This window comes from Jiangella asiatica, assembly GCF_004349065.1.
GTDB classification, from domain to species: Bacteria; Actinomycetota; Actinomycetes; order Jiangellales; family Jiangellaceae; genus Jiangella; species Jiangella asiatica.
Window position 1 is genome coordinate 1 of record NZ_SMKZ01000021.1, and the last position, 26,135, is coordinate 26,135.

The 26,135-nt window shown below is 71.8% G+C and carries 16 protein-coding genes and 2 pseudogenes; 4 read left to right on the top strand and 14 right to left on the bottom strand.

Annotated features, from left to right (window positions below):
* Positions 1-927 (top strand): L,D-transpeptidase family protein (locus E1269_RS15670; RefSeq protein ID WP_203433665.1); only part of this gene is annotated, 927 nt, incomplete at its 5' end.
* On the opposite strand, the gene E1269_RS15675 is transcribed toward E1269_RS15670, so the two are convergent.
* The 3 genes from E1269_RS15675 to E1269_RS15685 are packed head-to-tail and all read right to left on the bottom strand — an operon-like array spanning position 915 to position 4,373.
* Positions 915-1,592: a sortase domain-containing protein gene (locus E1269_RS15675; RefSeq protein WP_131896119.1), complete on the bottom strand. Its 678-nt coding sequence runs from the start codon at positions 1,590-1,592 to the stop codon at positions 915-917. The genes E1269_RS15670 and E1269_RS15675 overlap by 13 nt on opposite strands.
* A gap of 2 nt (positions 1,593-1,594) precedes the next feature.
* Positions 1,595-2,434, bottom strand: a complete 840-nt coding sequence (locus tag E1269_RS15680) for a DUF4397 domain-containing protein (protein WP_131896121.1) — start codon at positions 2,432-2,434, stop codon at positions 1,595-1,597.
* 13 nt (positions 2,435-2,447) lie between these two features.
* On the bottom strand, positions 2,448-4,373 hold the full coding sequence (locus E1269_RS15685) for a glycosyltransferase family 39 protein (RefSeq protein ID WP_131896123.1): 1,926 nt from the start codon (positions 4,371-4,373) through the stop codon (positions 2,448-2,450).
* A 697-nt stretch (positions 4,374-5,070) separates the two neighbouring features.
* On the opposite strand from E1269_RS15685, the gene E1269_RS15690 reads away from it, so the two are divergent.
* Positions 5,071-8,646: an ABC transporter ATP-binding protein gene (locus tag E1269_RS15690; protein WP_131896125.1), complete on the top strand. Its 3,576-nt coding sequence runs from the start codon at positions 5,071-5,073 to the stop codon at positions 8,644-8,646.
* Between the two features lie 43 nt (positions 8,647-8,689).
* Here E1269_RS15690 and E1269_RS15695 read toward each other — a convergent pair whose 3' ends face one another.
* Complete coding sequence (locus tag E1269_RS15695) at positions 8,690-9,976, bottom strand: sugar phosphate isomerase/epimerase family protein (protein ID WP_131896127.1); 1,287 nt, start codon at positions 9,974-9,976, stop codon at positions 8,690-8,692.
* Between the two features lie 539 nt (positions 9,977-10,515).
* Here E1269_RS15695 and E1269_RS15700 point away from each other — a divergent pair.
* On the top strand, positions 10,516-10,893 hold the full coding sequence (locus E1269_RS15700) for a hypothetical protein (protein WP_131896129.1): 378 nt from the start codon (positions 10,516-10,518) through the stop codon (positions 10,891-10,893).
* 48 nt (positions 10,894-10,941) lie between these two features.
* On the opposite strand, the gene E1269_RS34305 is transcribed toward E1269_RS15700, so the two are convergent.
* The 10 genes and pseudogenes from E1269_RS34305 to E1269_RS15740 form a co-directional block, all read right to left on the bottom strand.
* The gene (locus E1269_RS34305) at positions 10,942-11,970 is read right to left on the bottom strand and encodes a COG1470 family protein (RefSeq protein ID WP_420810644.1); all 1,029 of its coding nucleotides are present in this window, start codon (positions 11,968-11,970) and stop codon (positions 10,942-10,944) included.
* Positions 11,971-12,336: 366 nt separating this feature from the next.
* Positions 12,337-14,541: pseudogene (locus E1269_RS15705) on the bottom strand (family 78 glycoside hydrolase catalytic domain); the annotation flags it as partial.
* Positions 14,542-15,021: 480 nt separating this feature from the next.
* A pseudogene (locus E1269_RS34560) lies at positions 15,022-15,465 on the bottom strand (glycoside hydrolase family 78 protein); the annotation flags it as partial.
* A complete protein-coding gene (locus E1269_RS15710; protein WP_203433668.1) occupies positions 15,462-18,770 on the bottom strand; it encodes a family 78 glycoside hydrolase catalytic domain in 3,309 nt (1,102 codons plus the stop codon). The pseudogene E1269_RS34560 and the gene E1269_RS15710, both read right to left, overlap by 4 nt.
* 108 nt (positions 18,771-18,878) lie before the next feature.
* Entirely contained in the window at positions 18,879-19,094 is a 216-nt protein-coding gene (locus E1269_RS15715; protein ID WP_131896133.1) for a helix-turn-helix transcriptional regulator, read from the bottom strand.
* A gap of 31 nt (positions 19,095-19,125) precedes the next feature.
* On the bottom strand, positions 19,126-20,220 hold the full coding sequence (rhaS, locus tag E1269_RS15720) for a rhamnose ABC transporter substrate-binding protein (protein WP_131896135.1): 1,095 nt from the start codon (positions 20,218-20,220) through the stop codon (positions 19,126-19,128).
* A gap of 24 nt (positions 20,221-20,244) precedes the next feature.
* On the bottom strand, positions 20,245-21,291 hold the full coding sequence (locus tag E1269_RS15725) for an ABC transporter permease (RefSeq protein ID WP_131896137.1): 1,047 nt from the start codon (positions 21,289-21,291) through the stop codon (positions 20,245-20,247).
* Positions 21,281-22,324 carry an ABC transporter permease gene (locus tag E1269_RS15730; RefSeq protein WP_131896139.1) on the bottom strand — a complete coding sequence of 348 codons (1,044 nt, stop codon included), beginning with the start codon at positions 22,322-22,324 and terminating at the stop codon, positions 21,281-21,283. Before E1269_RS15730 ends, E1269_RS15725 begins: the two co-directional genes overlap by 11 nt.
* Positions 22,321-23,766 (bottom strand): sugar ABC transporter ATP-binding protein, encoded by a 1,446-nt coding sequence (locus E1269_RS15735; RefSeq protein WP_131896306.1) that lies wholly within the window; start codon positions 23,764-23,766, stop codon positions 22,321-22,323. The genes E1269_RS15730 and E1269_RS15735 overlap by 4 nt, the downstream gene beginning before the upstream one ends.
* 327 nt (positions 23,767-24,093) lie before the next feature.
* Entirely contained in the window at positions 24,094-24,783 is a 690-nt protein-coding gene (locus E1269_RS15740; RefSeq protein WP_131896141.1) for a FadR/GntR family transcriptional regulator, read from the bottom strand.
* A 103-nt stretch (positions 24,784-24,886) separates the two neighbouring features.
* Between E1269_RS15740 and E1269_RS15745 the strand changes: the two genes are divergently transcribed.
* Positions 24,887-26,098: an alpha-hydroxy acid oxidase gene (locus E1269_RS15745; RefSeq protein WP_131896142.1), complete on the top strand. Its 1,212-nt coding sequence runs from the start codon at positions 24,887-24,889 to the stop codon at positions 26,096-26,098.
* Positions 26,099-26,135 lie beyond the last annotated feature (37 nt).

A 26,135-nucleotide genomic window follows, 5' to 3' on the forward strand; every position in this document is an offset into this window, starting at 1 on the left:
GCCACGACGCCCACCCCCACGCCGACCCCGACCGCGCTGATGGCGCCGGGTGCCAGCGGCGACCAGGTGCGCGAGCTGCAATCGCGCCTCAAACAGATCGATTGGTACGCGCGCGACGTCACCGGCGAGTACGACGAGGTCACGGTCGCGGCGGTCACCGGGTTCCAGGGCAAGCGCAACCTGCCGGAGACCGGCCAGGTCGACCAGGCCACCTGGGACGCGCTGGTCGGCATGACGCGCACCCCTACCGACGACGAGATGCACAACCGCTTGGTCGCCGGCCCCACCATTCTCGGCCCGGGCGACACCGGCGACGAGGTGCGCGAGCTCCAGGCACGCCTCAAGCAGATCGACTGGTTCAGCGGCGAGGTCACCGACACCTACGGCGACGCCACCGCTGCCGCCGTCGAGGGTTTCCAGGACAAGCGCGGTTTCCCCGCCACCGGCGAGGTCGACCAGCGCACCTGGGACAAGATCGTCGAGATGACCCGCGAGCCCACCGACGACGAGCTGCACAACCGGGAGCCGGAGAACGACGGCGGCAGCGAGGACGGCCTCGACCAGCGGTGCCTGACCGGCCGGGTGCTGTGCATCGACAAGAACACCAACACGCTGCGCTGGGTGGTCGACGGCGAGGTGCGCATGACGCTGGACGTGCGGTTCGGCACCGAACTGACGCCCACTCGCGAGGGTGAGTTCGAGGTGTACTGGAAGTCGCGCGACCACGTGTCGTCGCTCTACGACACCCCAATGCCGTTCGCGATGTTCTTCAGCGGCGGCCAGGCCGTGCACTATTCGCCGGACTTCGCCCAGAACGGCTACAACGGCGGCTCCCACGGCTGTGTGAACGTCCGCGACCGCGACGCCATCAAGTCGCTGTTCGGGCAGGTGAACGTCGGTGACGACGTCATCGTCTACTGGTCCTGACCCGGCAGCATGCCGGGGCCGCCGACCATGGTGGCGAAAACGACCAGGTTGTCGACGTATCGATCGCTGGCTTGGTCGAAGGTGTCGCAGGTGATCAGCCGCAGCTGACGGTCGGGCACCGGGCCGTAGACGGTGGCGGTCGGGAAGTCCGCCTGCGCGACAGTGCGGCTGCCGTCCACCTCGAACTCGACCTCGACGCCATCGCTGCGAGCGACGATGATCCTGTCGCCGCGACGCAGCTCGTCCAGGGCGGCAAAGACAGCGGGACCGTCCGGGGAGTCGACGTGGCCGGCGATCACGGCCGGGCCGGGCTCCCCCGGCACCGGCCCGCCGGCGAACCAGCCGGCGGACTGCCAGTCGACCGGCGCTCGCAGCCGGGCGTCGCCGTCGCGCTCCAGCGTCTCCAGCGCGCTGTCGACGCCGATGGCCTCGATCACCAGCCGAACCGGCACGGTGTCGTCGTCCGGGATCGGCCGCGGTCCGGTCTCACCGGTAGCGATCGGTTCCGGGCTGACGGTGTTGGCGGGCGGCGTCGCGGTGGCCGTCGGAACCTCGACGGCGTCCGGCCCGGCCCCGGCGACGGCCGGCACCGGGTCGTCGCCGGCGCAGCCGCCGGCCGCCAGCAGGACCGCCAGCAACACGGCGACCCGTCCCGGCGTGCTCATGGTCACGCAGCCGGTAGCCGCCGCAGCCACGTGCCACCGACGCCGGCCACCACCAGAGCGGCAGCGGCTGCGCCCAGCACAAGCATCGTGGGCGGGCCGTCCGGCCGGGCCAGCCCGCCGCCACCGGTCTCGATCCCGCCGGCGGGCGCGGCCGCCGTGCCGGTGCTGTCGACGACGCCGACGACCGACAGCGCACCGTCGACATCCAGCACGAACAGCGTGTTCACGGTCCCGGCGGCGAGGTCCACCGTCGTGGACCCGGTGCCGGCCTCGCTGCTGAGCTCCAGGGTCCAGCGGCCGCCGGCCACCTCGGTGTACCCGGTGGCGGTGCCGAACTCCGCCTGGTCGGCGAGCACGACCCCGGTGTCGGTGGTGACATCCACCGCGGGCGACGAGACGGCGGCCGAGATCAGCCGCGCCCGCGATTGCCCGTCGGCCGGCGGCGTGAGGTCGTCGACGAAGATTCGACCGGACAGGTCCGCGTTCAGGCCCACGGCGGCGACCGTGATCGCGACGCCGTCCTCGATCTCCACCGCCTGCGTGATCACCGGCTCGGAGTCCGGCGGTGCACCGGCCGGGCGCATCGCCGCGGTGTACGTGCCCGCCGGCAGCCGCCCGTAGTTCGACACGTCGCCGTAGCCGACGTCCTGCAACTCCACGACCGACTCGCCGTCGAGGCCGGTCAGGCTCACGTCGACCTCGGGCGTGTCCGGCGAGAGATGGGCCAGGCGGATCCAACCGCCGGACTCCGGTTCCCCGGCTGCGTGGCCGGTGGCGGCCGTACCGGCGGCGAGCAGGACGGCGCCGGCGACGGCGGCCAAGGACCTTGCGATACGGCTCATGTCGAACTCCTAGTCAATTGTCGATCTCAGGTGAGTCGGGGAGCAGTCCGTGCGGTGCCGGCAATGGGTAGGTCGCGACGACGTCGCCGCCGTCGACCTCCACGCCGGAGGGGGTGAAGGGCTCCTGCTGGCCGAGCAGCCACAGGCCGAGCCGGGCGGCCTCGTCGTCCGTGCCGATGTCGGAGAGCGTCAGGCGGCGGCGCGGGCCGTCGTGCTCGCCGGGGACCGGTGGGAGAGAGACGGTGAGCTCACGCACGCCGGCGAGCTGGCCGAGGACCAGCACGATCCTCGGGTCCACCATCCCGTCGCGCACCACGGTCGCGGCATCGCCGGCGAAATGCAGGGCGTCGTTTCGCAGCAGTTGGTCGGCGGCGTACCTGGTGGCGCGCCGGTCGGCGTCGAAGCGTTCCTCGGCGGCGGCCAGGCCGGCCGGATGGATCTGGCGGATCTCGATGCGCCGGCCATCAGCGCCGAACGCGGCCACGAGACTGGACTCCGAGAGGGCCCGCTCGATCGCGGGCCGGTCCGTCTCGTCCGCGCGCAGCGCCGGCGTCACCACGATGTAGTCGAAGGTCCGCCAGGTCCCGTCCTGGCCCACGCCCGCGGCCGGCTCCGGTGCCGAGCCGATGGCGGGCTGGAGCTCCGGCTCGACCGCGAACTCGTCGAACGGCACGACGGCGCCGGCGGCTGAACCGTCGCCGCCGAGGTCGACCCACAGGGTCCGGTCGGCGATCAGGCGGCTGCCAGGCGGCAGATTCGCCTCCAGCCACCCGGCCACGTCGCCGATCGCGTCGTTCCGGTCGGTGCCGGCGAGTTCGCGCAGCCCACCCGGCCAGGTCACCGCGGCCGCAACCGTGACAACGGTCACCGCGGTCGCGGACATGATGGTCAGCGGGACGGCGTCGTGCTCACCGCGGCGTTCCCGCAGCAGGACCACCAACCGGTGCACCGCCGCCGGGATGACGCCGCTGGCCAGCGCCACCGCCGCGACCATCGGCGCGACCGGCGTCGACGGGCTGGGCAGCGCCAGGAACGCGAACATCAGCGCCAGCGCACCGCCCACCGGCCGCAGCTCCCGGATGGCGAGAGCGCCGAGCGCGGCTACGGCCGCCGCGACGAACAGCACCGGGTCGAGGCTCCACCACAGGGCCGGGTCCTCCGCCCCGGGCTCGGGTTCCCGCCCGACGACGGCGATCAAGATGTAGGCGTAGCCGCCCATCGCGAGCACCGCGCCCGTGGCCGCCAAGGCCCGTCGACGCATCCTCGAGTGGGTGCGGTCCCACATGATCCAGACGACGAACGGCGTCAGCACCAAGAACGTCGGCTGGGCGAGGGCGGCGAACACGCTGGCCACGCCTGCCAGTGCGGATGCGACCACCTGCCGCCGCCGCGCGGTCGCCAACACCAGCGCGGCCAGCGTCCACATCATCGCCGGGTGGTCGCCGGAGGCCAGTCGGTGGATGTGCACGGCCAGCGGGGAGACCGCGTAGATCAGGACCGCGACGACGGCGGCCACGCGCGGCAGGCCCAGCCGGCGTGCCAGCGCCCACAGCAGCGCCGCGCTGATCACCGTCACCACGACCATCGCCTCGCGGCCGGCCAGCACGGCGTGGTCGACCCGGTCGAACGCGCCGGTCAGCCGGTCCCAGGCGGATATCGGCAGCCAGCCGAGCGCCGGCCATCCCGGCCGGTCGGTCCCGGCCGCCGCCACGACCAGCCGAGACTCGACGTCGGAGAAGGCCGGGCTGCGGTCCATCCCGACGGCCTGGACGGTGCCGGCCAGGGCGAGCAGCGGCGCGAGCAGGGCGATGTCGGTGCCGTGGTCGCGGAACCAGGCACGCACGCGATGCGGTCGCGGCGGGCGGGGCTGGACCGGGATGGGCAGCTGGAGATCCGCGAGATCGAAGGCCGGAGTCGGCGCGGCCGGAAGTGCGGACATGCTGTGGCGCACCGTTCGACGCCTCCCCCCGAGGAGTCGCACAGACCTGCGCCGTCGGGCCGCGGCCACATCGCACGTGTGCCGCGATCGCCAGCGAGGTCAGGCACGCGGTTCCTGACCGTCAGGCGAACGTGCCTGCTGAGTCTTGGCGGGAGTGTACCGGTGATCAGCGCATTTTCACCCGAATTGTCGCACGGGAAATCTCGTGCTGGCGCGGACTGGGTGGTGTGGGTTCGGCGCCTGCCCAGGTCGCCGAGTGGGGCACCTGATCGTCGATGTGTCACCTGGTCATCGCCCCGACGCGGCCGGCATCCACCACTCCATACCGCGCGAGTGCTGAGTCGTGATCAGCTCTTTCAGGCGTCCCGGCGCCAAGTCGATCACGATGTCATGGCCGACGACGGCACTCCTTTGCCACTCGCCGGCCGGCGCGACCACCGCGGTCCGGCGCGCGGAATGACCGTTGATCAGCCGCGGGAGACGGGCGTAGGATCGTCCTCGGCCCCGATCGGGGCATTGAATCCGACCGCTGCTCCGGGAGATCCCTGTGCCCAGCCGCACCGCGTCCGCCCGTCCCTCAAGTCACGACACGTCCGCCCGGCCGTCAACGCCGCCGCCGGGCACCCCGTCAGCCGAACCCTCAACGCAAGGGACCTTCCGCCGCCTGGCGCCCTACCTCCTCCGGCACCGCGGCACGGTGCTGGCTTCCGTTGCCTTGGCGCTGCTGTGGGCGATCACCGTCGCGGCGCTCCCGGTCACCCAGGGCAGGGTGATCGACGAGGCGATCGTCGACGGCACCGCGCCGCTGCTGCCGCTGATCCTGCTGCTGGCGGGTCTCGCCGTCGCCCGCTTCGTGCTGTCGGCGGCGTGGCGGTACCTCGGCGGCAGGACCGGCTTCGGCATCCAGGACGACCTGCGCCGCGACGTCTACGACACGCTGCAGCGGCTGGACTTCACCGGCCACGCGCAGTTGCAGAGCGGCCAGCTGGTCTCCCGCATCAGCGGCGACCTGCGCTACGTCCACATGCTGCTGATGTTCATCCCGCAGGTGGCGGCGTCCCTGCTGTCCTCCGCGCTGGCCGTCGCGGTGATGTTCGCGCTCTCGCCGATCATCGCGGCACTGGTGGTCGCCGTCATCGCGGTGGTCTTCGCGGTGACCAACCGGCAGCGCCGCCAGGTCTATGCCGCCGGCTGGGACGCCCAGGACCGGGAGGCGGAGATGACCTCGCGGGTCGAGGAGGCCGTCACCGGCGTCCGGGTGGTGCGCGCCTTCGGCCAGCAGCCGGCCGAGACGCAACGCCTGCACCGAAGTCTGCTCGACATGTTCGGCGCCCGGGTGCGTGCGGTCCGGATGCGCGCGCCGTTCATGGCATCGCTGCAGGGCGCGCCGCTATTCGGCCAGGTGCTGGTGATGCTGGCCGGTGGCCTGCTGGTGATGAACGGCCAGCTGACCGTCGGCGTCTTCCTGGCCTGCACCGGGTACCTGGCCGAACTGATCGGCGCGGCCCGGGTGGCCGGCATGGTGCTCACCAACGCGCCGCTGTGCCGCGCGGCCACCGAGCGGGTCGGCGAGCTGCTGGACCTGCAGGCCGAGATCACCGAGCCGCTGCGGCCGGCCGACGTCACGGCGCACGGCGGTGCGGTCTCGTTCCACCGGCTGCGGTTTGCCTACGCCGACGGCGACGGACATCAGGTGCTGCGCGGCTTCACCCTGGACGTGCGGCCCGGCGAGACGGTGGCGCTGGTCGGCCCGTCCGGTTGCGGCAAGTCCACCGCGCTGTCGATGCTGCCGCGGTTCTTCGACGCCGACGCGGGCACGGTCACCGTCGACGGCATCGACGTGCGCCGCTGGTCGCTGCCGGAGCTGCGCCGCCGCATCGGCGTGGTGTTCGAGAACAGCTTCCTCTTCTCCGACACGATCGCGGCGAACATCGCCTACGGCCGGCCGGACGCCTCGCTGGACGACATCCGGGCCGCGGCCCGCGCCGCGGCGGCCGACGAGTTCATCGACGCGCTGCCCGACGGGTACGACACCGTCGTCGGCGAGCAGGGCATCACGCTTTCCGGCGGTCAGCGGCAGCGGGTCGCGCTGGCCAGGGCACTGCTGACCGAGCCGGACATCCTGCTGCTCGACGACGCGACGTCGTCGGTCGACGTCAAGGTCGAGGAGCGCATCCACGCGAATCTCGAGCCGTTCCTGGCCTCACGGACCGTGCTGCTGGTCGCCTACCGCGAGTCCACTCTGCGGCTGGCCGACCGGGTGGTGCTGGTCGACGACGGCCGGGTGGTCGACGAGGGCAGCCACGCCGAACTGCTGGAGCGCAACGCCCTGTACCGCGACCTGTTCGGCGACGGCACCGGTGGCGACGGTGCCGCGGACACCACCGATCTCATGTCGCGGGCCCGGGCCGGGTGGTTCGAGACCACCGCGTCGGCGTGGGAGTCTCGGCAGGACGCCACCGGGTCACTGCCCGGGCCGCGCATGAGCGTGCCGCCGGCCGTGGCCGCGCGCATCGCCGCGCTACCCGACCCCGTCGATCCGCCCGGTGTCGACCTGGAGCGGGAGAGCTCTGCCGCCGGTCCGCTGCGGCTGCCGTCGTTCCTGCGGCCCTACGTCAGCGGCCTGGTCGTCGGCCTCGCGCTGGTGATCCTCGAGGCCGCGATCATGCTGATCAACCCGATGCTGGTGCAGCGGGCCGTTGACGACGGCATGCTCGGCGACTCGGTGCCGGCGCTGCTCACTGTCTGCGGCGTTTCCGCGGTCCTGGTCGCGCTGCTCTGGCTGGACCAGCGCACCGGGTTCCTGTGGACCACCCGCAGCACCGAGCGGCTGCTGCTGGCGCTGCGCATCCGCATCTTCGGCCAGCTGCAACGGCTGGGCATCGACTTCTACGACCGCACCCAGGCCGGCCGGGTCATGACTCGCATGACCTCCGACGTCGACGCGATCGCCCAGCTGTTCCAGGTGGGCCTGATCAACGCCGTCGTCAGCCTGGCCACGTTCGCCGGCATGACGGTGGTCGTCGTCGCGCTGGACCCGATGCTGGCCCTGGTGGTACTGGGTGTCGTGCCGTTCGCCGCCGCCATCACGTGGTGGTACCGGCGGCGCGCGTCGGTCGCCTACGACGAGGCCCGCGAGCTGTTGTCGTCGCTCAACGCCGACGTGCAGGAGAGCATGGCCGGCATCCGGATCACGTACGCGTTCCGGCGCGAGGCGGTGAACCTGGAGCGGTTCGCCTCGCTCGGCCGTCAGTACGTGGGGGCCAGCCTGCGCGGGCTGTACGCGACCTCCGTCTATGTCGCCACCATCGAGCTGCTGTCGGTGCTGGCGGTGGGCGCGGTGCTCTGGGTCGGTGCGCAGCGCATCGAGTCCGGAACGCTGGCGCTGGGCACGCTGATCGCGTTCCTGCTCTATCTGGCCCAGGTCTTCGCGCCCATCCAGCAGCTGTCCTCGGTGTTCGACGTGTACCAGCGGGCGCGCACCGGGCTGGTGCGGGTGCGCCGGCTGCTGTCGCTGGAGACGTCCACGCCGGTACGGCCGGACGCCGAGCACGTCGGGGCCGTCGCCGGCGACCTGCGCTTCGACCGGGTGCGGCTGCGCTACGCCAGCGCCTCGACCGACGCCATCCGCGACGTCGACCTGCACGTCCCGGCCGGCCAGCGGGTGGCGTTCGTCGGCCGCACCGGCGCCGGCAAGTCGACGCTGTCGAAGCTGGTCGCGCGGTTCTACGACCCGACCGCCGGCTCGCTGCTCGTCGACGACCGGCCGCTGGACCGGCTCGACATCACCACCTACCGCCAGCACCTCGGGTACGTGCCGCAGGAGCCGTTCCTGTTCTCGCGCACCATCCGCGACAACATCGCCTACGCCCGGCCCGAAGCCAGCGATGCCGAGGTGGAGGCGGCCGCCCGCGCCGTCGGGGCGCACGAGTTCATCACTCGTTTGCCGGGTGGTTATCACCACGTGGTCGCCGAACGCGGCCGGTCGCTGTCGGCCGGACAGCGGCAGCTAGTCTGCCTCGCGCGGGCACTGCTCGGCGACCCGTCGATCCTGATCCTCGACGAGGCGACGTCCAACCTGGATCTGGCCAGCGAGCGGAAGGTGAATCAGGCGATGCGGGTGGCCTCGGCCGGCCGCACGACCATCGTGGTCACCCACCGGCCACAGTCCTTGCACTGGGTCGACCGCGTCGTGGAGGTCGCCGACGGGCGCATCGTCACCGACGAGCCGGCACCACACTACGTCGCCCGCGTCCTGCAACCGACGGGGTGATCACCCGGCCGGCCGGGGTCTGGTCCCGGCCGGCCGGGGAGTCTCAGCGCGACATGCCGGCCATGTTGCGGCCGCTGATGTGGGCATGCCGCAGCGAGCGTCCGGGGTCGGCGGCACCGCCGGGAGCGGTGTCGTCCTCGTAGTTGGGGTTGTGGTAGCCGCGCGGCCGCTGGCGCCGGAAGATCGCGTCGTAGTCGATGTCGCTGCGCGGGTCGCCGAACGGGATCATCCGGTAGCCCTCGCCCACGCCGGGCGGCTGCTCGTCGCGGCGCTCGCCGTCCTTGGCGTGGTACAGCGGGTACCGCAGCGGCTGGGCGGCGATCTGATCGATCGGGCTGAAGATGCTCTCGCGCCGCTGACCGTCCCAGTCGTAGTACCACCGGAACCGGTGCTGCGCCGAGTGCGCCCAGTAGATGTCGATCTCACAGAGGCACTTCGTGCTGGGCGTGATGTCCAGGTAGTACTGCATCCGGCGGATGCCGGACTCGCCGCGCACCATCATCGGCTCCGGCAGCGGCTCGCCGGTCACCCGGTCCACCGTCACCTCGACCAGTGGGCCGTCCTGGAGGAAGCCGTAGGCGTCGGCGTGGTTGTGTGGGTAGATGTGGATGCGCCACTCGCGGCCGAGGTCGTTGAGCGCCTCCCACTTCTGCCCGGCCAGATCCCACGCCTCCTTGGCGCCGCCGCCGGTCGGGTCGCCGCCGGTGCCCATGTAGGGCATCCCGAGGATGGCGGCGAACTCCAGCTCGACCTGGAAGCGGTCGTAGTCGTCGGCTGTCATGCCACCGTTCGGGCCGCCCGGCCAGGTGTTCGGGATGAACCCGTGGTTGCCGATGGCCTCGAGGCCGGTCTCGTCGAGGAAGCCGCGCAGCGCCCGCGCGTAGTCGAGGTAGGCCGGGAAGTTCTGCCGCAGCAGCTGGCCGCCCTGGCTGATCACCGGCAGGGCGCCGCCCTGGTTGTCGGCGTGCTGGCCGTACCCGGCGAACTCCACCTGCTTGAACCCGACGCCGGCGAGGAACTGGAACACCTCACGGAACCCACCCGGCAGCGGGACCAGGGGCCCCAGGTCGTCGGGGTCGTCGGGGAACGCCGGACCACCCAGGTAGCCCATCGTGGGCGCGGGGTTGTTCCAGATGCCGCGCCGGGCCGTGGCGTCGCGCTGCGTGTACAGGATCGTGCCCCGTTTGCCCGGCGGCACGAGCGGGTCGGGCACGTTGGGCACGAGCGGCTGCGCGATCGCTGAGGCCGCGGGTGCGAAGGCCGCCGCGGCGAGCGTTCCGGCGCTGATGGTCAGCAGCCGGCGCCGGCTCATCGGGTGTTCCAGAGTCATGAGTCGTCTCCTTGCTCCGTCGACAATGGGGACGTGCTCGACCAGTTCGCAATGCTGCGGCGGCGCGACCGGCTATCTTTCACCGGCCTTTGGCGAAAGCCACACCGATGCTGAGGAAACAGTAGCGGCATCCTGCCGTAACGCGACATGGCACTGCGGAAATTGTCCGGATTGTGCCATGTCGCTCTCACGTCGTTGCCGAGGACCGCGACGAGGCTGGCCGCTGTTACCCCGATGCCGGGGGTTCGCACGGATCACCGTCGTGCGGGTGACGCGGTCGGCCTCGGGACTCGCGGCGCGCCCTGAACCTGCGGTGCAGCACCCGGTCGCCCTGAATGTCGTCGATGAACCGGTCGAGCGGCGCAGCGGGCACTCGGCCGACGTACTCCATGAATTCAGTGCGGCCGACGAGCGTCCGGTTCGCGGGGGGAAATCGCCCGCCCTGTCATCGGTCGTCTCGTTTCCGGACGCGGTATCCTACGGCCGCGCGATCACCGTCACGCCGTCCACGCCGTCGCACCCGAAGCGAGGTGAGACCGATGCCGGTGTCCCCTTCCGTTCGCCGCCGCTGCCAGGACCTGCTCGAGCCCGGCGAACGCATCGCGTACCTCATCCCGGTGTCCGCCGTGTGGCTCGGCACCGCCGCCTCCGGTGTCGACTGCTTCGTCGTCGTGTCCGATCGGCGCATCGCCGTCCTGATCGGCGGACTGCTGCGGCGGGACCGGCCGAAGGAGGTCAACCTCCAGTACCCGCGGACCACCCGGCTCGGCCCGGTGGAACGTGACTCGGTGCCGCAGTTCCAGCTGGGCGGGCGGGTCTACGAGATCGAGGACGAGTACGTCGCCCAGGTCAACGCCGCCGACGCCGAGCTGGACGGCGCCGGGGCCTTCCCGCGCGACCCCTTCCCCGACCTCTGACCCACGACCGCGGCCGCGGGTCAGAGGTCGGAGTCCGCGCAGCCGAGGTCAGCGAACGATCCGGATGGCGTCGATGACGATCTCCCCGTCGCGCTCCAGCGGGTCCAGCCGCAGGCCGGTCAGCGTCCCGTCGAACGCGCGGACGGGGACGCGGTAGGTCCGCGACTTCCCGGCGGTCACGGCGAACTTCGTGCTCTTGCCCTCGCTGAAGAACGGCTCGGCGTCGGTGGTCCAGAACAGCTGCGCGCCGCTGTCGGCCGAGACGCTCATGGTCACCTCGACGACGGCGCCGTCGGCCCCGTCGATGTCCAGCGGCGTCGTGCTGACCAGGTACGGGTCGCCGCCGGACGACATGGTGCGCAGCACGCCGCCGGACACCTCGGGGTCGGTGAGGTGGTTCTCCGGCTGCCAGCCCTCCGGGTCGCCGTCGGTGTCGAACAGCCACGCGGCCAGCGAGTGAGTCAGCCGGACCGACGCGGTCGCGCCCGCGTTGGCGCCGTAGCTCGCCGTCAGCGTGACGTCGCCAGCGACCGGCTCGGCCGGCGGGACGACGCGGAAGGTCAACGGCCGGCTCTCACCGGCGGCCAACTGGTACGCCTGCTCGGCCGGCTCCACGCTCCACCCGCCGGGCACCGAGGCCCGCACGGTCCCGTCGACCTGCCCGGCCGCCCGGTTGGTCACCACCGCCGTCACCGTCGACGGCGTCCCCGGCTCGTCGACGATGCGCGGATCGGCCGTGACGTCGCCGAACGTCACCGGCGACAGCACGTCGACCTCCGTCGACGCTGGCAGCTCCACGCGGCCGCCGGCGTGCAGGTACGACGCCTCCGCCGTGAGTGGCAGGTCCGCCGCCACCGGTTGCGAAATCGGCGGGGCGACGGAGAACCGCGCGGTGAACTCCTCGCCGGGTGCCAGCGAGGCGACCCGGTCCGGCCCGGCCGGCTCGACCGGCCAGTCCGCCGGCGCGCCCAGCTCGATTCGGACGCCCTGGATTCGTTGGTCGCCGTCGTTGCGCACGGTGGCCGCGACCTCGACCGCGGCACCGGCGACGACGGACCCAGCCGCCGGCCCGGCCATCGTCACCGTGACCCCACTGATCAGCGCGCTCGCCGCTGACAGCGACGCGTGCACCGGCCGCACCGCCGAGGCGAGCGGGACGGCCAGGCCCGGCGGCAGCTCACCAGCGGCCGCCTGCCGGTCGATCCAGTCCGTGAGCTGCCCGGTCACAGAAAGCGCTCGCTGCACCTGACGTACGACGACGTCGTCACCGGCCGCTGCCTCGACCCCGGCGACGGCCGCGTCGACGTCCGCCACCAGCTCCGCGTGCCGGTCCCACAGGTGATCTGCCTGGTCGTCGGTCAGGCCGTCCGCGACCGCGTCGATCGTCGCGCCCAGCTCGGCGCCGGCCTCGTCGCCGAGGTGCAGGTGGCCGAGCACGTGGTCCGAGACGAACCGGTAGTCGCCGGAGCGGATCCGGAAGACGGCGTACCCTTCGGCCATCCGGTCGAACTCCACACCCTCGGCCGAGCCGGCCGGGCTGCCGCTCTCGGTCACCGCGCCGGCCGCCACCGCCGGGACCCAGACCTCTGCGGTGGTGTTGACCGGCACCGACACGTCCAGCTCGAAGCTCCGCTCGGTCTGCCGCCAGGCGCTGCGCACGTCGCCGGCGACGGACCGGTAGGTGGCCGACGCGTGATCCAGCCCGCCGCCCGGACGCGGCCGGATGGTCGTCCGCGAGAACCCGGGTGCGGCCGGCTCGATCCCGGCGATGGTGCCGAACATCCACTCGCCCACGGCCCCGTAGGCGTAGTGGTTGAAGGAGTTCATCGCCGGGTTCTCGAACGTGCCGTCCGGCTTGAGGGAGTCCCAGTGCTCCCACATCGTGGTGGCACCGTTCGCGATCTGGTAGCCCCAGGACGGGTAGGTGTCCTGGGTGATCAACCGGTAGGCGACGTCGGTGTGCCCGGTTTCGGTCAGCACCGGCAGCAGGTCAGGGGTGCCGAGGAAGCCCGTGGACAGGTGCCAGTCGCGCGCCGCGATCAGCTCGACCAGCCGGTCCGCCGCGGCCTCGCGCAGCTGCTCCGGCACCAGGTCGAACCCGAGCGCCAGCACGTACGCCGTCTGGGTGTCGCCCTCGACCCGGCCGTCGGCGTCGACGTATGCCGTGGCGAACGCGGCGGCGACGTCCGCGGCGAGCTGCCGGTAGCGTTCGGCGTCGTCGGCCTTGCCAAGCGCGTGGGCGAGCTCGGCGACCAGCGCGGCGCTGTGCGCGAAGTACGCGGTGCCGATGACGTCCTTCGGCGTCTCGTCCTCGACGTTGAGCCAGTCGCCGTAGCCCTCGGCCGGGCGCAGGTACCCGGTCGAGTGCTCGATCAGGTAGTCGATCCACGCCTGCATCGCCGGGTAGTGCTCCTCGAGGACCCGCAGGTCGCCGTAGCGCTGCCACAGCGTCCAGGGGACGGTGACGCCGGCGTCGCCCCACCCGGCCGAGCCACCGCCGAGGAACCCGACGATCGGCGCGACGTCGGTGAACGCGCCGTTGTCGAACTGAGCGTCGCGCAGGTCCTGCAGCCATTTGTCGAGGAACGGCGCGACCTCCATGTTGTAGGCCGCGGCGCCGACGAAGACGTTGATGTCGCCGGTCCAGCCCATCCGCTCGTCGCGGGCAGGCGTGTCGGTGGGAATGGACAAGAAGTTGCCGCGCTGACCCCACGTGATGTTGCTGAACAGCTGGTCCAGCATCGGGTCGGACGACTCGAACTCGCTGGTCATCGGTGCGTCGGTGTGCATGACGAGTCCGGTGACGGTGCCCGGCCCGGGCGCCGCGGTCAGGCCCGTCAACTCGACGTAGCGGAACCCGTGGAACGTGAACCGCGGCTCGTACACCTCCTCGCCGCCGCCGGCAAGCGTGTAGTGGTCGGTGGCCAGGGCGCTGCGGAGGTTGTCGGTGTATATCGTGCCGTCGGGGTTGAGCACCTCGGCGTGGCGCAGCCGCACGGTCTGCCCGGCCGCGCCCTCGACGCGCAGCCGGACCGTGCCGACCATGTTTTGGCCGAGGTCGACCACGTACACGCCATCCTCCGGCTCGGTGATCTCCACCGGAGTGATCTCCTGGGTGATCCGCACCGGCGGGTCGGTCTGGGAGACCAGCTCGGCGGTGGCGTCGTCGTTGACCACCGCCTGCTGCCAGCCGCCGTCGTCGAAGCCGGCCTCGGTCCAGCCCGCCGTCACCTTGCGCGCGTCGTACGTCTCGCCCATGAGCAGGTCGGACTGCAGCACCGGCCCGGTGGCCGAGTGCCAGGAGTCGTCGGTGACAACCACGTCGGTGGTGCCGTCGGCGTAGGTGACCTCCAAGCGGGCGATGAACCACGGTTGCGTGCCGTACTGGTTCGGGCCGAAGATCGCGACGTGGCCGGCGTACCAGCCCGGGCCGACCGTGGCGCCGATCGCGTTACCGCCCTCGCGCAGCTGCTCGGTGACGTCGAACGTCTGGTACTGCACGCGGGTGCGGTAGTCGGTCCAACCCGGGGCGAGCTGGTGGTCGCCCACCTTCGTACCGTTGACCGCCAGGTCGTAGACGCCCAGCGCGCTGGCGTAGACGCGGGCCGAGGCGATCGGCTTGTCCAGCTCGAACTCGGTACGCAGCTGCGGCGTACGCCCGTCGGCCTCGGCGAGCGACGGCTGCCAGCGGATGGTCCGGTCGCCCGCCACCGGCGCGCCGCCGGCGAAGGCCTGGCCGTGCGGGTAGACGTCTCCGCTGTGGCTCCACCAGCCGACGGTCCCGACCGGCGCGGACTGCTCCAGGTAGTAGACGCCTGGCTCCAGCGGCTCGGTGACGCTGATCCCGATCCAGGCGTTGTCGGCGACGTCCTCGACGACTTGGCGGGCGACCTCGGCGCCGTCGGGGCCATCGTGACGAAGTGTGAGCGTGACCGCCGAGCCGGTGGTGTTCCACGTCGGCGCCTTGGCCTCCGCCGCGGTGAACGGACGGTCGGTGGTGAAGGTCTGGCCGAGGGTGACGTCCTCGCTCAGCCGGGCCGGGGTGTCCTGCTCGGCGTTGCTGGTCGGCAGCTGCTCCTCGATGTGGTGCCCGATCCAGGCCGCGCCGATGTCGTCGTCCATCAGGCCGGTCTCCCACCACCCGGCCGGGCCGGCCGCCGGCCCACCGCCGTCGGCGTCCCACACCTGCACCGACCAGTGGTACCGGGTGCGCGGCCGCAGCGCCGGGCCGCCGTACTCGACCAGGTGCGCCTGGGCCGACTCCACCCGGCCGCTGTCCCAGACGTCGCCCCGGCCGGCCGCCAGCTCCGCGGCGCTGGACGCGACGAGGATCCGGTACGCGCTCTGCGCCTGCGCCCGCCGATCGGACTCCAGCCGCCAGCTGAACCGCGGCACCGGCACGTCCAGCCCGAGCGGGTTGGTCCGGTACTCCACCCGGGGGTCGACGACGGCGACCTCGCCGCCGGTGCCCCGCGCCGTCGACGACACCGGGACAACCAGCATGGCCACACCAGTTACCAGCACCATCACCAGGGCGATCCGGGCCCCAGAACGCAGCGGCATCGTCGTCATCGGCGGGCTCCTTCCGTGCTGCGAACGGGCTGGTAGACCGAGTGTCCGGAGCCGACCTCGAAGATCGCCCGGCCGTCCTCGACGCCCAGATAAGTGGCCGGGCTGCGCCCGTCGGCCCGATAGGTGATGCCGGCACTGACCGGCAGCGCGACCCGGGCGGTCACGTTGACCGGCACGTCCAGCTCGAGCCGGACCCCGTCACCGATCCGCCGCCACGCCACCGTCACGTCGCCGCGTTGGGTGGGCACCGTGCCCGAGGCCTGGTCCAGCCCAGCGCCCGGCGGCGCGATCTCGACGGCGGCGGCGCCCGGGCTCGTCGTGCGCACACCCAGCAGCGTCTGCTGGATGTCGACCACGGCTTGCGCGCCCCAGCCGTGCGATTGGCTGAAGTTCGTTCCCGGGTCGAGCGTCCAGGCCTCCCAGGTGAACGTGGCGTCCTGAGCGAGCAGGTTCGCCCAGCCGAGGTCGTCGGCGTCGGTCAGCATCTCCAGCACGGCATCCGGCCGGCCGGCGTCGGCGAGCGCCTGCAGGATCCAGTGCGCGGTCATCGGGCCCTGCTTCATTCCGAGGCCGGCGACGTACTCGGCCAGCGCCTCGTGGTCGGCCGCCGGCGCGACGCCGTGTGCGATCGCATAGGTGGTGGAATGCTGCCCGGCGTGCGTGCTTTGGCTGCCGTCGGCGGCCAGCCCGTCGACGTAGACGCCATCGGGCCGGCGCAAAGTCTCGTTCATCCGCTCGACCAGCCGGTCGGCGTGCTCGGTGAGCTGCGTGGTCTCGGCCTCGGGCCGGCCCAGAGCCGCGCCCATCGCAGCAGCGTCACGCAGCACGGCCACGCCCTGCGCGTTGATGGTGGTGCGTGCGGCGGCGCTCATGTCGTAACCGAACCGGCCCGGTGCCGGCCAGTCGACGATGCCGTACTGGTAGGCACCGCTGCCGCCGGATAGCTGGGTCACCAAGCCCGCGGTCGGCCCGGTCTCCGGGATGTGCCGCAGCACGTAGTCGGCGGTGTTCAGCACCGACGGGTACGCCTGCGCCAGCAGCTCGCGGTCACCGGTCTCCTGGTAGTAGCGCCACACCCAGTCCACGAACATCAGCGAGTAGTCGGGGATGTCGCGCTTGCCGTCGCCGTTGGGGTAGACGGCGTTGTAACGGCCGAGGTCGTTGCCACTGAACCAGAACCGGCTCGCGGAGTTCAGGAACTCGCGGATCGCCTGCTGGGTGGCGTCACGCTCGCCGAACGCGGCCATCGTGGCGTAGGAGATGTTGACCGCGTCGCCGAGGAACTGGCCCTTCTCACGGGTCGGGGTGTCGACGAACGCCTCCTGCACCGAGTAGATGGCCGAGCGCACCATCAGGTCCCACACCGCGTCGAGGGTGTCGTCCGAGCTCTCGAACGTCGCTTCCCGCCCGGCCGGGGTGTCGGTGTGCACGACGACTGCCTCGACGTCGTCCAGCGTGATCTCCTCGCCGGCGTCGGGCAGCTCCAGGTAGCGGAAGCCGAGGTGGGTGAAGGCGCGGAACTCCTGCGCGCCGTCGACCTGCGTGTACGGAAAGCTCATGTTCGTGCCCTGGCTGAGCAGCGTCGACGTCGCGACCCGGCCGTCGTCGGTGAGCGTGTAGCCGGCCCGCATGGGCACTGTGCGGCCGGCGACGCCGTCGTCGAAGCGGACCACCGGCCGGGCCGGGATCACCACCCCGAAGTCGATCACCGGGGTGCCGTCGGCCGCGGTAAGCAGCGCGACCGGCTCGGCCGTTGTCTCCGTCAGCCGGGTCTCCTGGCCGGTCAGGTGAGTGAACGGCGCCGTCGGGTGTGGCCCGAGGACGACGGCGTCGGCCCACGCCGCGTCGTCGAAGCCGAGCCGGCCCCAGCCGGCAGGGACCCGGCGGGCGTCCAGGTGCTCGATGTAGTCGCCCTCACCGTTGCGCCGGGACGTCGCGACGTAGGGACCCTCGGTGACCTTCCACGACCCGTCGCTGACCACCACCTGCTCCGAACCGTCGGCGTACTCCACCACCAGCCGCACCAACAACCCCGGCTCTCCGGCCGGCCGGCCCTGGCCGCCGCCGTACCAGTGCAGGATCGCGCCGAGGGCGATCTCGTCCTTCCCGTCGACCAGCGCGGTGACGTCGCTGGCCTGGTAGTAGTTCTCGCCGCTGTACGCGAAGGACTGGCCGCGGTCGGCCCGCTGCCCGTCGACGTACAGCTCGTACGTGTGGCTGGCGGCGACGTAGGCCCGGGCTTGGGTGACCGGCTCGTCGCGCAGCGCCACCTCGGTGCGGGCCAGCGTCCACTCGTCCGGCTGCCGCGACGGCGGTGCCGCGACCCACTTGGAGAGGTCGCCGGCGAAGTCGTCGGAGAACAGCACCGTGCCGTCCGGCGCGGTGACCTCGATGTCGTCGAACTCGCCGATCTCGTTCGACGCCTCCCGCAGCCCGATGCCGCCGGCGGCGAAGGTGGCGTCCTCGTACTCGTCGACCAAAACGCCGTCGACGTACGTGCGGAACGTGGAGCCGGCGATCTCCATGCGGACCTGGTAGTCGGTACCGGCGACGATCGTCAGCGGCACCGACGCCAGCCGGGTGGACGACCCGTTGCGGTGCAGGTGTGTGTTGAGACCCTCCCCAGGCACCAGCTGCCAGAGGTAGCCGTTGCGCCGGTCCGGGCTGCGGAACGTCCAGCCGGCGCCGCGGGTGTGCGGGCGCACCGTCAGCTCGACCGTGTAGTCGGTCGCGGTGGCGTCCATGTCGGCGAGCGTGATGTCGCCGCCGGTCACCCGCACCCGGCCGTCGACGATCTCCAGTGGGCTCCGGCCGCCCGGCGCGCGCTGGATCCACTGCGCGCCGTCCCACCCGTCGTTGGGGATGCCGGTCTCGAACCTGGCCGCCTCGGCCCATGGCGACGGCCGGTCGGTGCGGTCCCACGTGCGGACGCTCCAGGTGTAGGCGGTGCCGGCGTCGAGCGACGGTCCCGCGTACGGCACGTAGGACTGCTCGGCGGAGGCGACCTTGCCGCTGTCCCAGACGGTGTCCTCTCCCGTAACGTCCCGCACGATCAGCTGGTACGCGGTCTGCACCTCGCCGGGGTCGCGGTCGCGCGGTAGCCAGCCGAAGGACGGCGTCCCCTCGACGTTGAGCGGCTGGACGCGGTCGCCGACGGTGAGCTCGGCGGGCGCGAGTGGTGCCCGGCCGGCCGTCCCCGGATCGGCGTCGGCGGGAGCGGCCCGGCCGGCCGCGGCGGTGACGGCGACCAGCGCCGCCACCGCGATCAGCACCGCCGAGCGGCGCACCGGAATGGAACGATTCATTTTCGACCTCCCGGGTGAAAGCTGACAGGTACCGACTCCTCCCCGTGATCATCAACCGTGGGCGACGTCATAGCGTCGCCACCGGTTGATGATCACGGGAGGGCGTGGTCAGAGCAGGCCGCGCCGGGCCGCCCAGACCACCGCTTCGATCGGGGTGCCGACGCCGAGCCGGTCGCAGATGGCCCGGGTGCGGCGCCGGATCGTCCGGTCGGAGAAGCTCAACCGGCGGCCGACGGCATCGAGCGGCAGCCCTTGCGAGATCAGCCGCAGCAGTCGTAGGTCATCATGGGCGAGCGACGACCGTTCCGTAGTCGAGGTGGTCATGCGTTCCTCCTCGTCGTCGGGGAAGATCGGGTCAGAAGTCGAAGTCGTCGATGTTGTCCGCGTTGAACCGGGTGGGCGGGCCCAGCGTCACCACACCGTCCGCGCCGACGGTGTACTCGCCCAGCTCCCCGGCGGTGAACGTCTCGCCCTCGGCGCCGGTGATGATGCCCGACGCGATCGCCGCGCCGGTGTAGGCGGCCAGCTCGCCGAGCGCCGTCGGGTCCCAGAGCGCGAACTCCGTCACCGTGCCGTCCTTGACGAACTCGCGCATCTGGTTCGGGGTGCCGAGGCCGGTCAGCGCGACCTGTCCCTTGAACTCCGACCCAGACAGGTACCGGGCGGCGGCCGCGATGCCCACCGTCGTCGGCGAGATGATGGCGCCGAGGTCGGGGTTGGCCTGCAGCAGGCCCTGGGTCTCCTGGAAGGACTTCTCGTCCTCGTCGTCGCCGTACACGACGCCGACCAGCTCGATCTCGGCGTAGTCGGGGTTGGAGGCGAGCTCCTCCTCGATGACAGCGATCCACGCGTTCTGGTTGGTCGCGTTCGCGGTGGCGGAGAGAATCGCCACCGTGCCCGCGCCGCCGATCTGCTCCGACGCCATCTCGATGAGCGCGCGGCCCACCTCGTCGCTGTCGACCTGGCTGACGAACACGTCGCGGCAGCCGGGGTCGACGTCGGAGTCGAACGTGACGACGTACGTCTCGGCCGACCTGGCCTGCTCCAGCGAGGAGCACAGCGCGTTGGGGTCGTTGGCCGAAAGCAGGATGACGTCAGCCGACTGCTGGCTCAGCGTGTTTATGTAGCTCACCTGCGACGACGCCGAGGTGTCTGACGGTCCGGTGTACTCGTACTCGCCGCCGAGCTCGTCGACGGCGGCCTGGGCGCCTTCGCTGGACGCCTCGAAGTACGGGTTGTTGACCGACTTGGGGAGCATCGCGATGGACAGGTCGGGCGCGAACTCCGCGTCGGGGTCGGCGGCGGCCGCGGACTCGCCGTCACCCCCGCCGTCGTCGTCGTTGGAGCTGTCCTGGGTGGTGCCACCGCAGGCGGCGACCGTCAGCACCAGGGACAGGCCCAGGGCGACCGGCACGACCGCACGAGTCCGGCGGGCTCGACTGGCGAACATGGGCGGTTCCTTTCTCAGGTGGTGCTAGGACGTCGGTGTCATACGCAGACGTGCACGCCGGCGGGCCAGTGCGGCCCGTGCCGAGGTGACGACGTTGGGGGCGAGGACGGACACGATCAGCAACGAGCCGGTGACGACCGTGAGCGCCTCGGTCGAGACGCTGGCCAGGCGCAGCGCGTTCTGCAGTGAAGTCAGCAGCACGACACCGGCCACCACGCCGGGCAGCGTGCCCTTGCCGCCGAAGATCGACACGCCGCCCAGCAGCACCGCCGCGACGACGGTGAGCTCGAGGCCGGCGGCGTTGTCGGCGCGCGCGCTGGAGTAGCGCAGCGTCCAGAACACACCGACCAGCCCGGCGACGGCGCCGGAGACGACGTAGAGCCAGAACTTGAGCCGGCCCACCGGGATACCCGCGAACGCGGCGGCGGTCGGGTTGGCGCCCGCGGCGAAGACCGAACGGCCGACCGGGGTGGCGTGCAGGGCGGCGGCGAAGATCCCGGACACGACGATCAACGGGATCAGCACGTTGGGCACCGACGACGCGCCGATGTTGCCGATGGTCCAGCTGGTGAAGTCGCGCGGGTAGTCAGCCACCGCGGTGTCGCCGAGCAGCACGTACGCCAGCCCGCGGTACAGCGCGAGGGTGCCGATGGTGACCGCCAGCGATGGCAGCCCGAGCGCGGTGACGAAGATGCCGTTGACCGCGCCGAGCACGGCGCCGATCACCACGCACAGCGGCATGATCGTCTCCAGCGGCAGCCCGTTGTTCCACATCACGCCCATGGCCGAGCTGGTCAGGCCCACCATGCTGGCGACGGAGAGGTCGATCTCGCCGGTGACGATGATCAGCGTCATCGGCAGCGCGAGGAGCAGCACCGGCGTCAGGTCCAGGATCAGGAAGCCGGCGTTGCGTGAAGTGCCGAAGTGCTCCACCGTGACCGCGGCGACCGCGATGAACACCAACGTCACCAGGACGATGGCACCGTCCCACCCGATCAGGCGGCCGGAGCGCAGCCGCCCGGACGCCGGCCGGGTGGCGGTGATGCGGTCCGGCGCGGTCTCAGTCGACATGGGAGTCCTTCGTCCGCAGGGAGGCCGCGACCCGCAGTCCGACGAAGCGGTCCAGGCCGATGGCACCGAGGATCAGTGCGCCGACGATGGCCTGCTGCCAGAACTGGTCGATGCTCAGCACCGGCAGCGCGTTGCTGATAACCGTCAGCAGCAGCGCACCCAGCGCCGCGCCGTACACCGTGCCGCTGCCGCCGAAGATCGCGACGCCGCCGACCACGACGGCCGCCACCACCGACAGCTCCAGCCCGGAGCCGGCCGAGGCGTCGACCGTGCCGTACCGGGCCGCGTGCAGGACGCCGCCGAGCCCGGCAAGCGCGCCGCACAGCACGTACGCGGTGAGCAGCCGGCGACCGGCTGGGACGCCGGCCAGTCGGGCGGCCTCCGGGCTGGACCCGAGCGCGTACATGTCCCGGCCGGCGCGGTACCGGGACAAGAACACCCCGATCAGCACCAGCACCACCAACGAGACCATGATCAGGTACGGGATTCCGGCGAACCGGGCGGTTCCGAAGTCCAGGAAGCCCGGCGGCATGTCCGAGGCGTTGATGCGCGAACCGCCCGCGACGAAGTACACGATGCCGCGGAACACGTAGAGCGTGCCCAGCGTGGCCACCAGTGGCGGCACCTTGCCGACGTGGATGACGACGCCGTTGACCAGACCGCAGGCGGCACCGACGCCCAGGCCGACCAGCATCGCGACGGGAACGGGCGTGCCGGCGTTGCTCTGTAGGAAGTCCGCCGTGACATATGCCGAGAGGCCGAGCACCGAGCCGACGGAGAGGTCGATGCCGCGGGTCAGCACCACGACCGTCATGCCGACGGCCAGCAGCATGGTGATCGCCGCGGACAGCAACAGGTCGCGGATGCTCTGCTGCCCGACGAACCGCGAGTTGACCGCCGCCGTGACCGCCACCAGCACGGCCAGAGCGATGACCAGGCCGAGCGCCCGGAAGCGCAGCACCAGGTCGAGCGCGGTGGAGCCGGTACGCGTGCGGCCGGTGGCCGGCTCGGTCGGCTGGGCCAGGAGGGTCATGCCACCGCCTCCTGTCCGGTCGCGAGGAACATCACCGACTCCTCGCTCGCCTCCGCCCGGCTGAGCTCACCGACCAGCCGCCCCTCCCGGAGGACCAGCACCCGGTCGGCCATGCCCAGGACCTCAGGCAGCTCGGAAGAGACCATGAGGACGGCGACCCCGTCGGCGGCCAGCTGCGACATCAGCCGGTGCACCTCGGCCTTGGTGCCGACGTCGATGCCACGAGTGGGCTCGTCGACGATGAGCACCTTCGGGTCGGTGGCCAGCCACTTGGCCAGCACCACCTTCTGCTGATTGCCACCGGAGAGCGTGCCTGCGGGGTCGGTGAGGCGGCCGTAGCGGGTCTGGAGCCGCCGGGTCCACTCCGCGGCCTCACGCCGCTCGGCGCCGCCGGTGAGGAAGCCGAACCGGGCCAGCCGGTTGCGCCGGACCAGGGTCGCGTTGCGCATGATGGACAGATCGAGGATGAGCCCCTGCTGCCGGCGGTCCTCGGGCACCAGGGCCACCCCGGCGCGCATGGCCGCCTTGGAGTTGCCCGCGGGCAACGCCCGGCCGGCGACCCGAACGACGCCGGCGTCGCGCGGGTCGACCCCGAAAACCGCCTGCACCACCTCGGACCGGCCGGAGCCGACCAGGCCCGCCAGTGCGACGATCTCGCCGGCCCGGACCTGGAACGACACGTCGAGATAGACGCCGGCGCGGCTCAGGCCGTCGACCTCCAGGACGACGTCGCCGGGCGTCACCTCCTGCTTGGGGAACAGCGCGCCGAGCTCGCGTCCGACCATCCGGCGCACGATCTGGTCGATGGTGACGTCGGCCAACAGGTCGGTCGAGACGTGGGCGCCGTCGCGCATCACCGTCACCCGCTGGCACAGCGCCGCGACCTCGTCGAACCGGTGCGAGATGAACAGCACCGCCGCGCCGGCATCGCGCAGGCCGCGGACCACCGCGAACAGCCGCTCGACCTCGACACCGGACAGCGCGGCCGTCGGCTCGTCCATGATCAGCACGGTGGCGTCGACGGAGATGGCCTTCGCGATCTCGACGATCTGCTGGTCGGCGATGGAGAGCCCCTTGGCCGGGCGGTCCGGGTCCAGCGGGACACCGAGCCGCTCGAACAGGGCGGTGGCGTGGCGGTGCATCTCGGCCCGCTCGATCAGGCCGAACCGTCCGCGCGGCTGCCGCCCGACGAAGATGTTCTCCGCGACCGACAGGTCGGGGAAGAGCGTGGGCTCCTGGTAGATGACGGCGATGCCGGCGTCCTTGGCCGCCGCGGTGTTCGTGAACTCGACCGGCTGGCCGCCGACGGTGACGACACCGGCGTCGGGCCGGTGCACCCCGGCCAGGATCTTGATCAGCGTGGACTTGCCGGCACCGTTCTCGCCGACCAGTGCGTGCGCCTCACCGGGGAACAGCTCCAGCCGCGCGTCGCGCAGGGCCATGACAGCGCCGAACGCCTTGGTCACACCGCTGAGGGTCACCACGGGGCGAGCTGGCTGCTGACCGGTATCGGACGTGTTCCCGGCTGCGGACAACGGCGTCCTCCCAGGTACTGAATCGTTTCATGACCTTGCGAGGACATTAGGGCCAGCGACGCCTCCGGTCAACCCCGGCCGCGCGCGGAATCGCTCGGCCAGAACCCGAAATGATCACGTCCAGCAGGATCACCCGTGCCTCACCATGATTGCGAGCATGGTGCGACACGAAATCTCGTGCTGAACGTGATCATTCCGAGGTCGCGCGCACCGCGGGCACAGGTCAAAGTCATGTCAGGTCAGGCGGGCGGTCCGGTAGAAGCCCTCGATGTGCGCGGCCACCAGCGACGCCGCGCCGTCGCCGTCGCCCCCGGCGATCGCGGCGAACACGGCACGGTGCTGGCGACGCAGCTCACCGGCGGTGGCCACCCAGTCCGGCAGGTCCGCCGCCGCGGCGACGACGTAGCCGTGGATCGCCTCGCGCAGCGACGCCATGATCGTGGAGACCAGCACGTTGCCGGCGAGGGTGGCCAGCGCGACGTGGAACTCCGCGTCGAGCAGGTGGAAACGCTCGCGCGGCAGGTCGGGATCGTCCATCGCGTCCAGCAGCTGGCCGGCAGCGGCGAGCTGCTCCGGATCGGCGCGACCGGCAGCCTCGCGCACCGCCCACGACTCCAGCAGGACCCGTGTCTGGACGATGTCGCCCATCGGCAGGTGACTGGTGGCCAGGTGCAGCCGCAGCGTGGCTGTCAGCGGTGAGGCCGGCTCGGCGACGATGATCGCGCCGGCCTCGGGCCCGGAGCCGACCCCCGTACGCACGACGCCCATGGCCTCCAGCACGCGGATCGCTTCGCGGACCGAGGGCCGGCTGACCCCGAGCAGGCTGGCGAGCGCCCGTTCGCCGGGCAGCCGGTCGCCCAGCCGCAGCCGGCCCGCAGCCAGGTCGGCCTCGATCTGGCGCAGCACCAGCTCGTACGTCCTCACGACCGGCAACCCTACTGGCCGGCTTCCGCTCCGCGGCCTACCTGGTCTACCGTGTGGTCTGACCACACGGACCGCACTCGCACGACGCCTACGGAGCCGTTCCATGACCGACCGACAGATCCCGCGCTGGTCCGAGCTGAAGCCGCTGCTGCGGGCCAAGCCGGTGACGCTGAATCCCACCGAGCGCCGGCTGGAGAAGGCACTGACCATCCCCGACCTGCGCCGCGTCGCCCGGCTGCGCACGCCGCGGTCGGTCTTCGACTACACCGACGGCGCCGCCGAGGCCGAGATCAGCCTGCGCCGCGCCCGCTCGCTGTTCGCGCACCTCGAGCTGCGTCCGTCGATCCTGCACGACGTCTCCGAGGTCGATCCGACGACGACGATCCTCGGCGCGCCGTCGGCGCAGCCGTTCGCGTTCGCGCCGACCGGGTTCACCCGGATGATGAACCACGAGGGCGAGAGCGCCGTCGTCCGCGTCGCCGACCGGATCGGCATCCCGTACGCGCTGTCCACCATGGGCACCACGTCCATCGAAGACGTCGCCGCCGCCGCGCCACGAGCGCGCAAGTGGTTCCAGCTCTACGTGTGGAAGGACCGGTCCTCCGGTGAGGATCTGGTGAAGCGGGCCGCGGCGGCCGGCTACGAGGCGCTCATGCTCACCGTCGACGTCCCGGTGGCCGGCGCCCGGCTGCGCGACGTCCGCAACGGCTTCACCATCCCGCCGACGCTCACGCTGAAGACCGTGCTCGACGCGGCCGCGCACCCAGCGTGGTGGATCAACCTGCTGACCACCAAGCCGCTGCACTTCGCCTCGCTCAGCGAGTGGCAGGGCACCGTGGCGGAGCTGCTGAACCAGCTGTTCGACCCAACCATGACCATCGAAGACCTCGCGTGGCTGCGATCCATCTGGAGCGGGCCGCTCATCGTCAAGGGCATCCAGACCGTCGAGGATGCCCGGCGGGTAGTCGACGCCGGCGCGGACGCGATCGTGCTCTCGAACCACGGCGGCCGCCAGCTCGACCGAGCGCCGGTGCCGCTGCGCATCCTTCCGGAGGTCGCCGCAGCCGTCGGCGACGACACCGAGATCTACCTCGACACCGGCATCCTCAGCGGCGCGGACATCGTGGCCGCGCTGGCCCTCGGCGCCGACGCCTGCCTCGTCGGCCGCGCCTACCTGTACGGCCTGATGGCCGGCGGCGAGCGCGGGGTCGCCCGGGCCGCGGAGATCCTGACCACGGAGGTCCGACGCACCATGCAGTTGCTGGGCGTCCGTACCGTGGATGAGCTGAACCCCGACCACGTCCGGCTGCCCTGACGCGGCCGCCGCCCGACCCGTACGACAACCACACCAC

Bases quoted from the DNA above. Each gene is read 5' to 3' on its own strand.
- E1269_RS15675 (WP_131896119.1), bottom strand. From the start codon at position 1,592: ATGAGCACGCCGGGACGGGTCGCCGTGTTGCTGGCGGTCCTGCTGGCG.
- E1269_RS15680 (WP_131896121.1), bottom strand. From the start codon at position 2,434: ATGAGCCGTATCGCAAGGTCCTTGGCCGCCGTCGCCGGCGCCGTCCTG.
- E1269_RS15685 (WP_131896123.1), bottom strand. From the start codon at position 4,373: ATGTCCGCACTTCCGGCCGCGCCGACTCCGGCCTTCGATCTCGCGGAT.
- E1269_RS15695 (WP_131896127.1), bottom strand. From the start codon at position 9,976: ATGACTCTGGAACACCCGATGAGCCGGCGCCGGCTGCTGACCATCAGC.
- E1269_RS15700 (WP_131896129.1), top strand. From the start codon at position 10,516: ATGCCGGTGTCCCCTTCCGTTCGCCGCCGCTGCCAGGACCTGCTCGAG.
- E1269_RS34305 (WP_420810644.1), bottom strand. From the start codon at position 11,970: ATGGCCGGGCCGGCGGCTGGGTCCGTCGTCGCCGGTGCCGCGGTCGAG.
- E1269_RS15710 (WP_203433668.1), bottom strand. From the start codon at position 18,770: ATGAATCGTTCCATTCCGGTGCGCCGCTCGGCGGTGCTGATCGCGGTG.
- E1269_RS15715 (WP_131896133.1), bottom strand. From the start codon at position 19,094: ATGACCACCTCGACTACGGAACGGTCGTCGCTCGCCCATGATGACCTA.
- rhaS (WP_131896135.1), bottom strand. From the start codon at position 20,220: ATGTTCGCCAGTCGAGCCCGCCGGACTCGTGCGGTCGTGCCGGTCGCC.
- E1269_RS15725 (WP_131896137.1), bottom strand. From the start codon at position 21,291: ATGTCGACTGAGACCGCGCCGGACCGCATCACCGCCACCCGGCCGGCG.
- E1269_RS15730 (WP_131896139.1), bottom strand. From the start codon at position 22,324: ATGACCCTCCTGGCCCAGCCGACCGAGCCGGCCACCGGCCGCACGCGT.
- E1269_RS15735 (WP_131896306.1), bottom strand. From the start codon at position 23,766: ATGGCCCTGCGCGACGCGCGGCTGGAGCTGTTCCCCGGTGAGGCGCAC.
- E1269_RS15745 (WP_131896142.1), top strand. From the start codon at position 24,887: ATGACCGACCGACAGATCCCGCGCTGGTCCGAGCTGAAGCCGCTGCTG.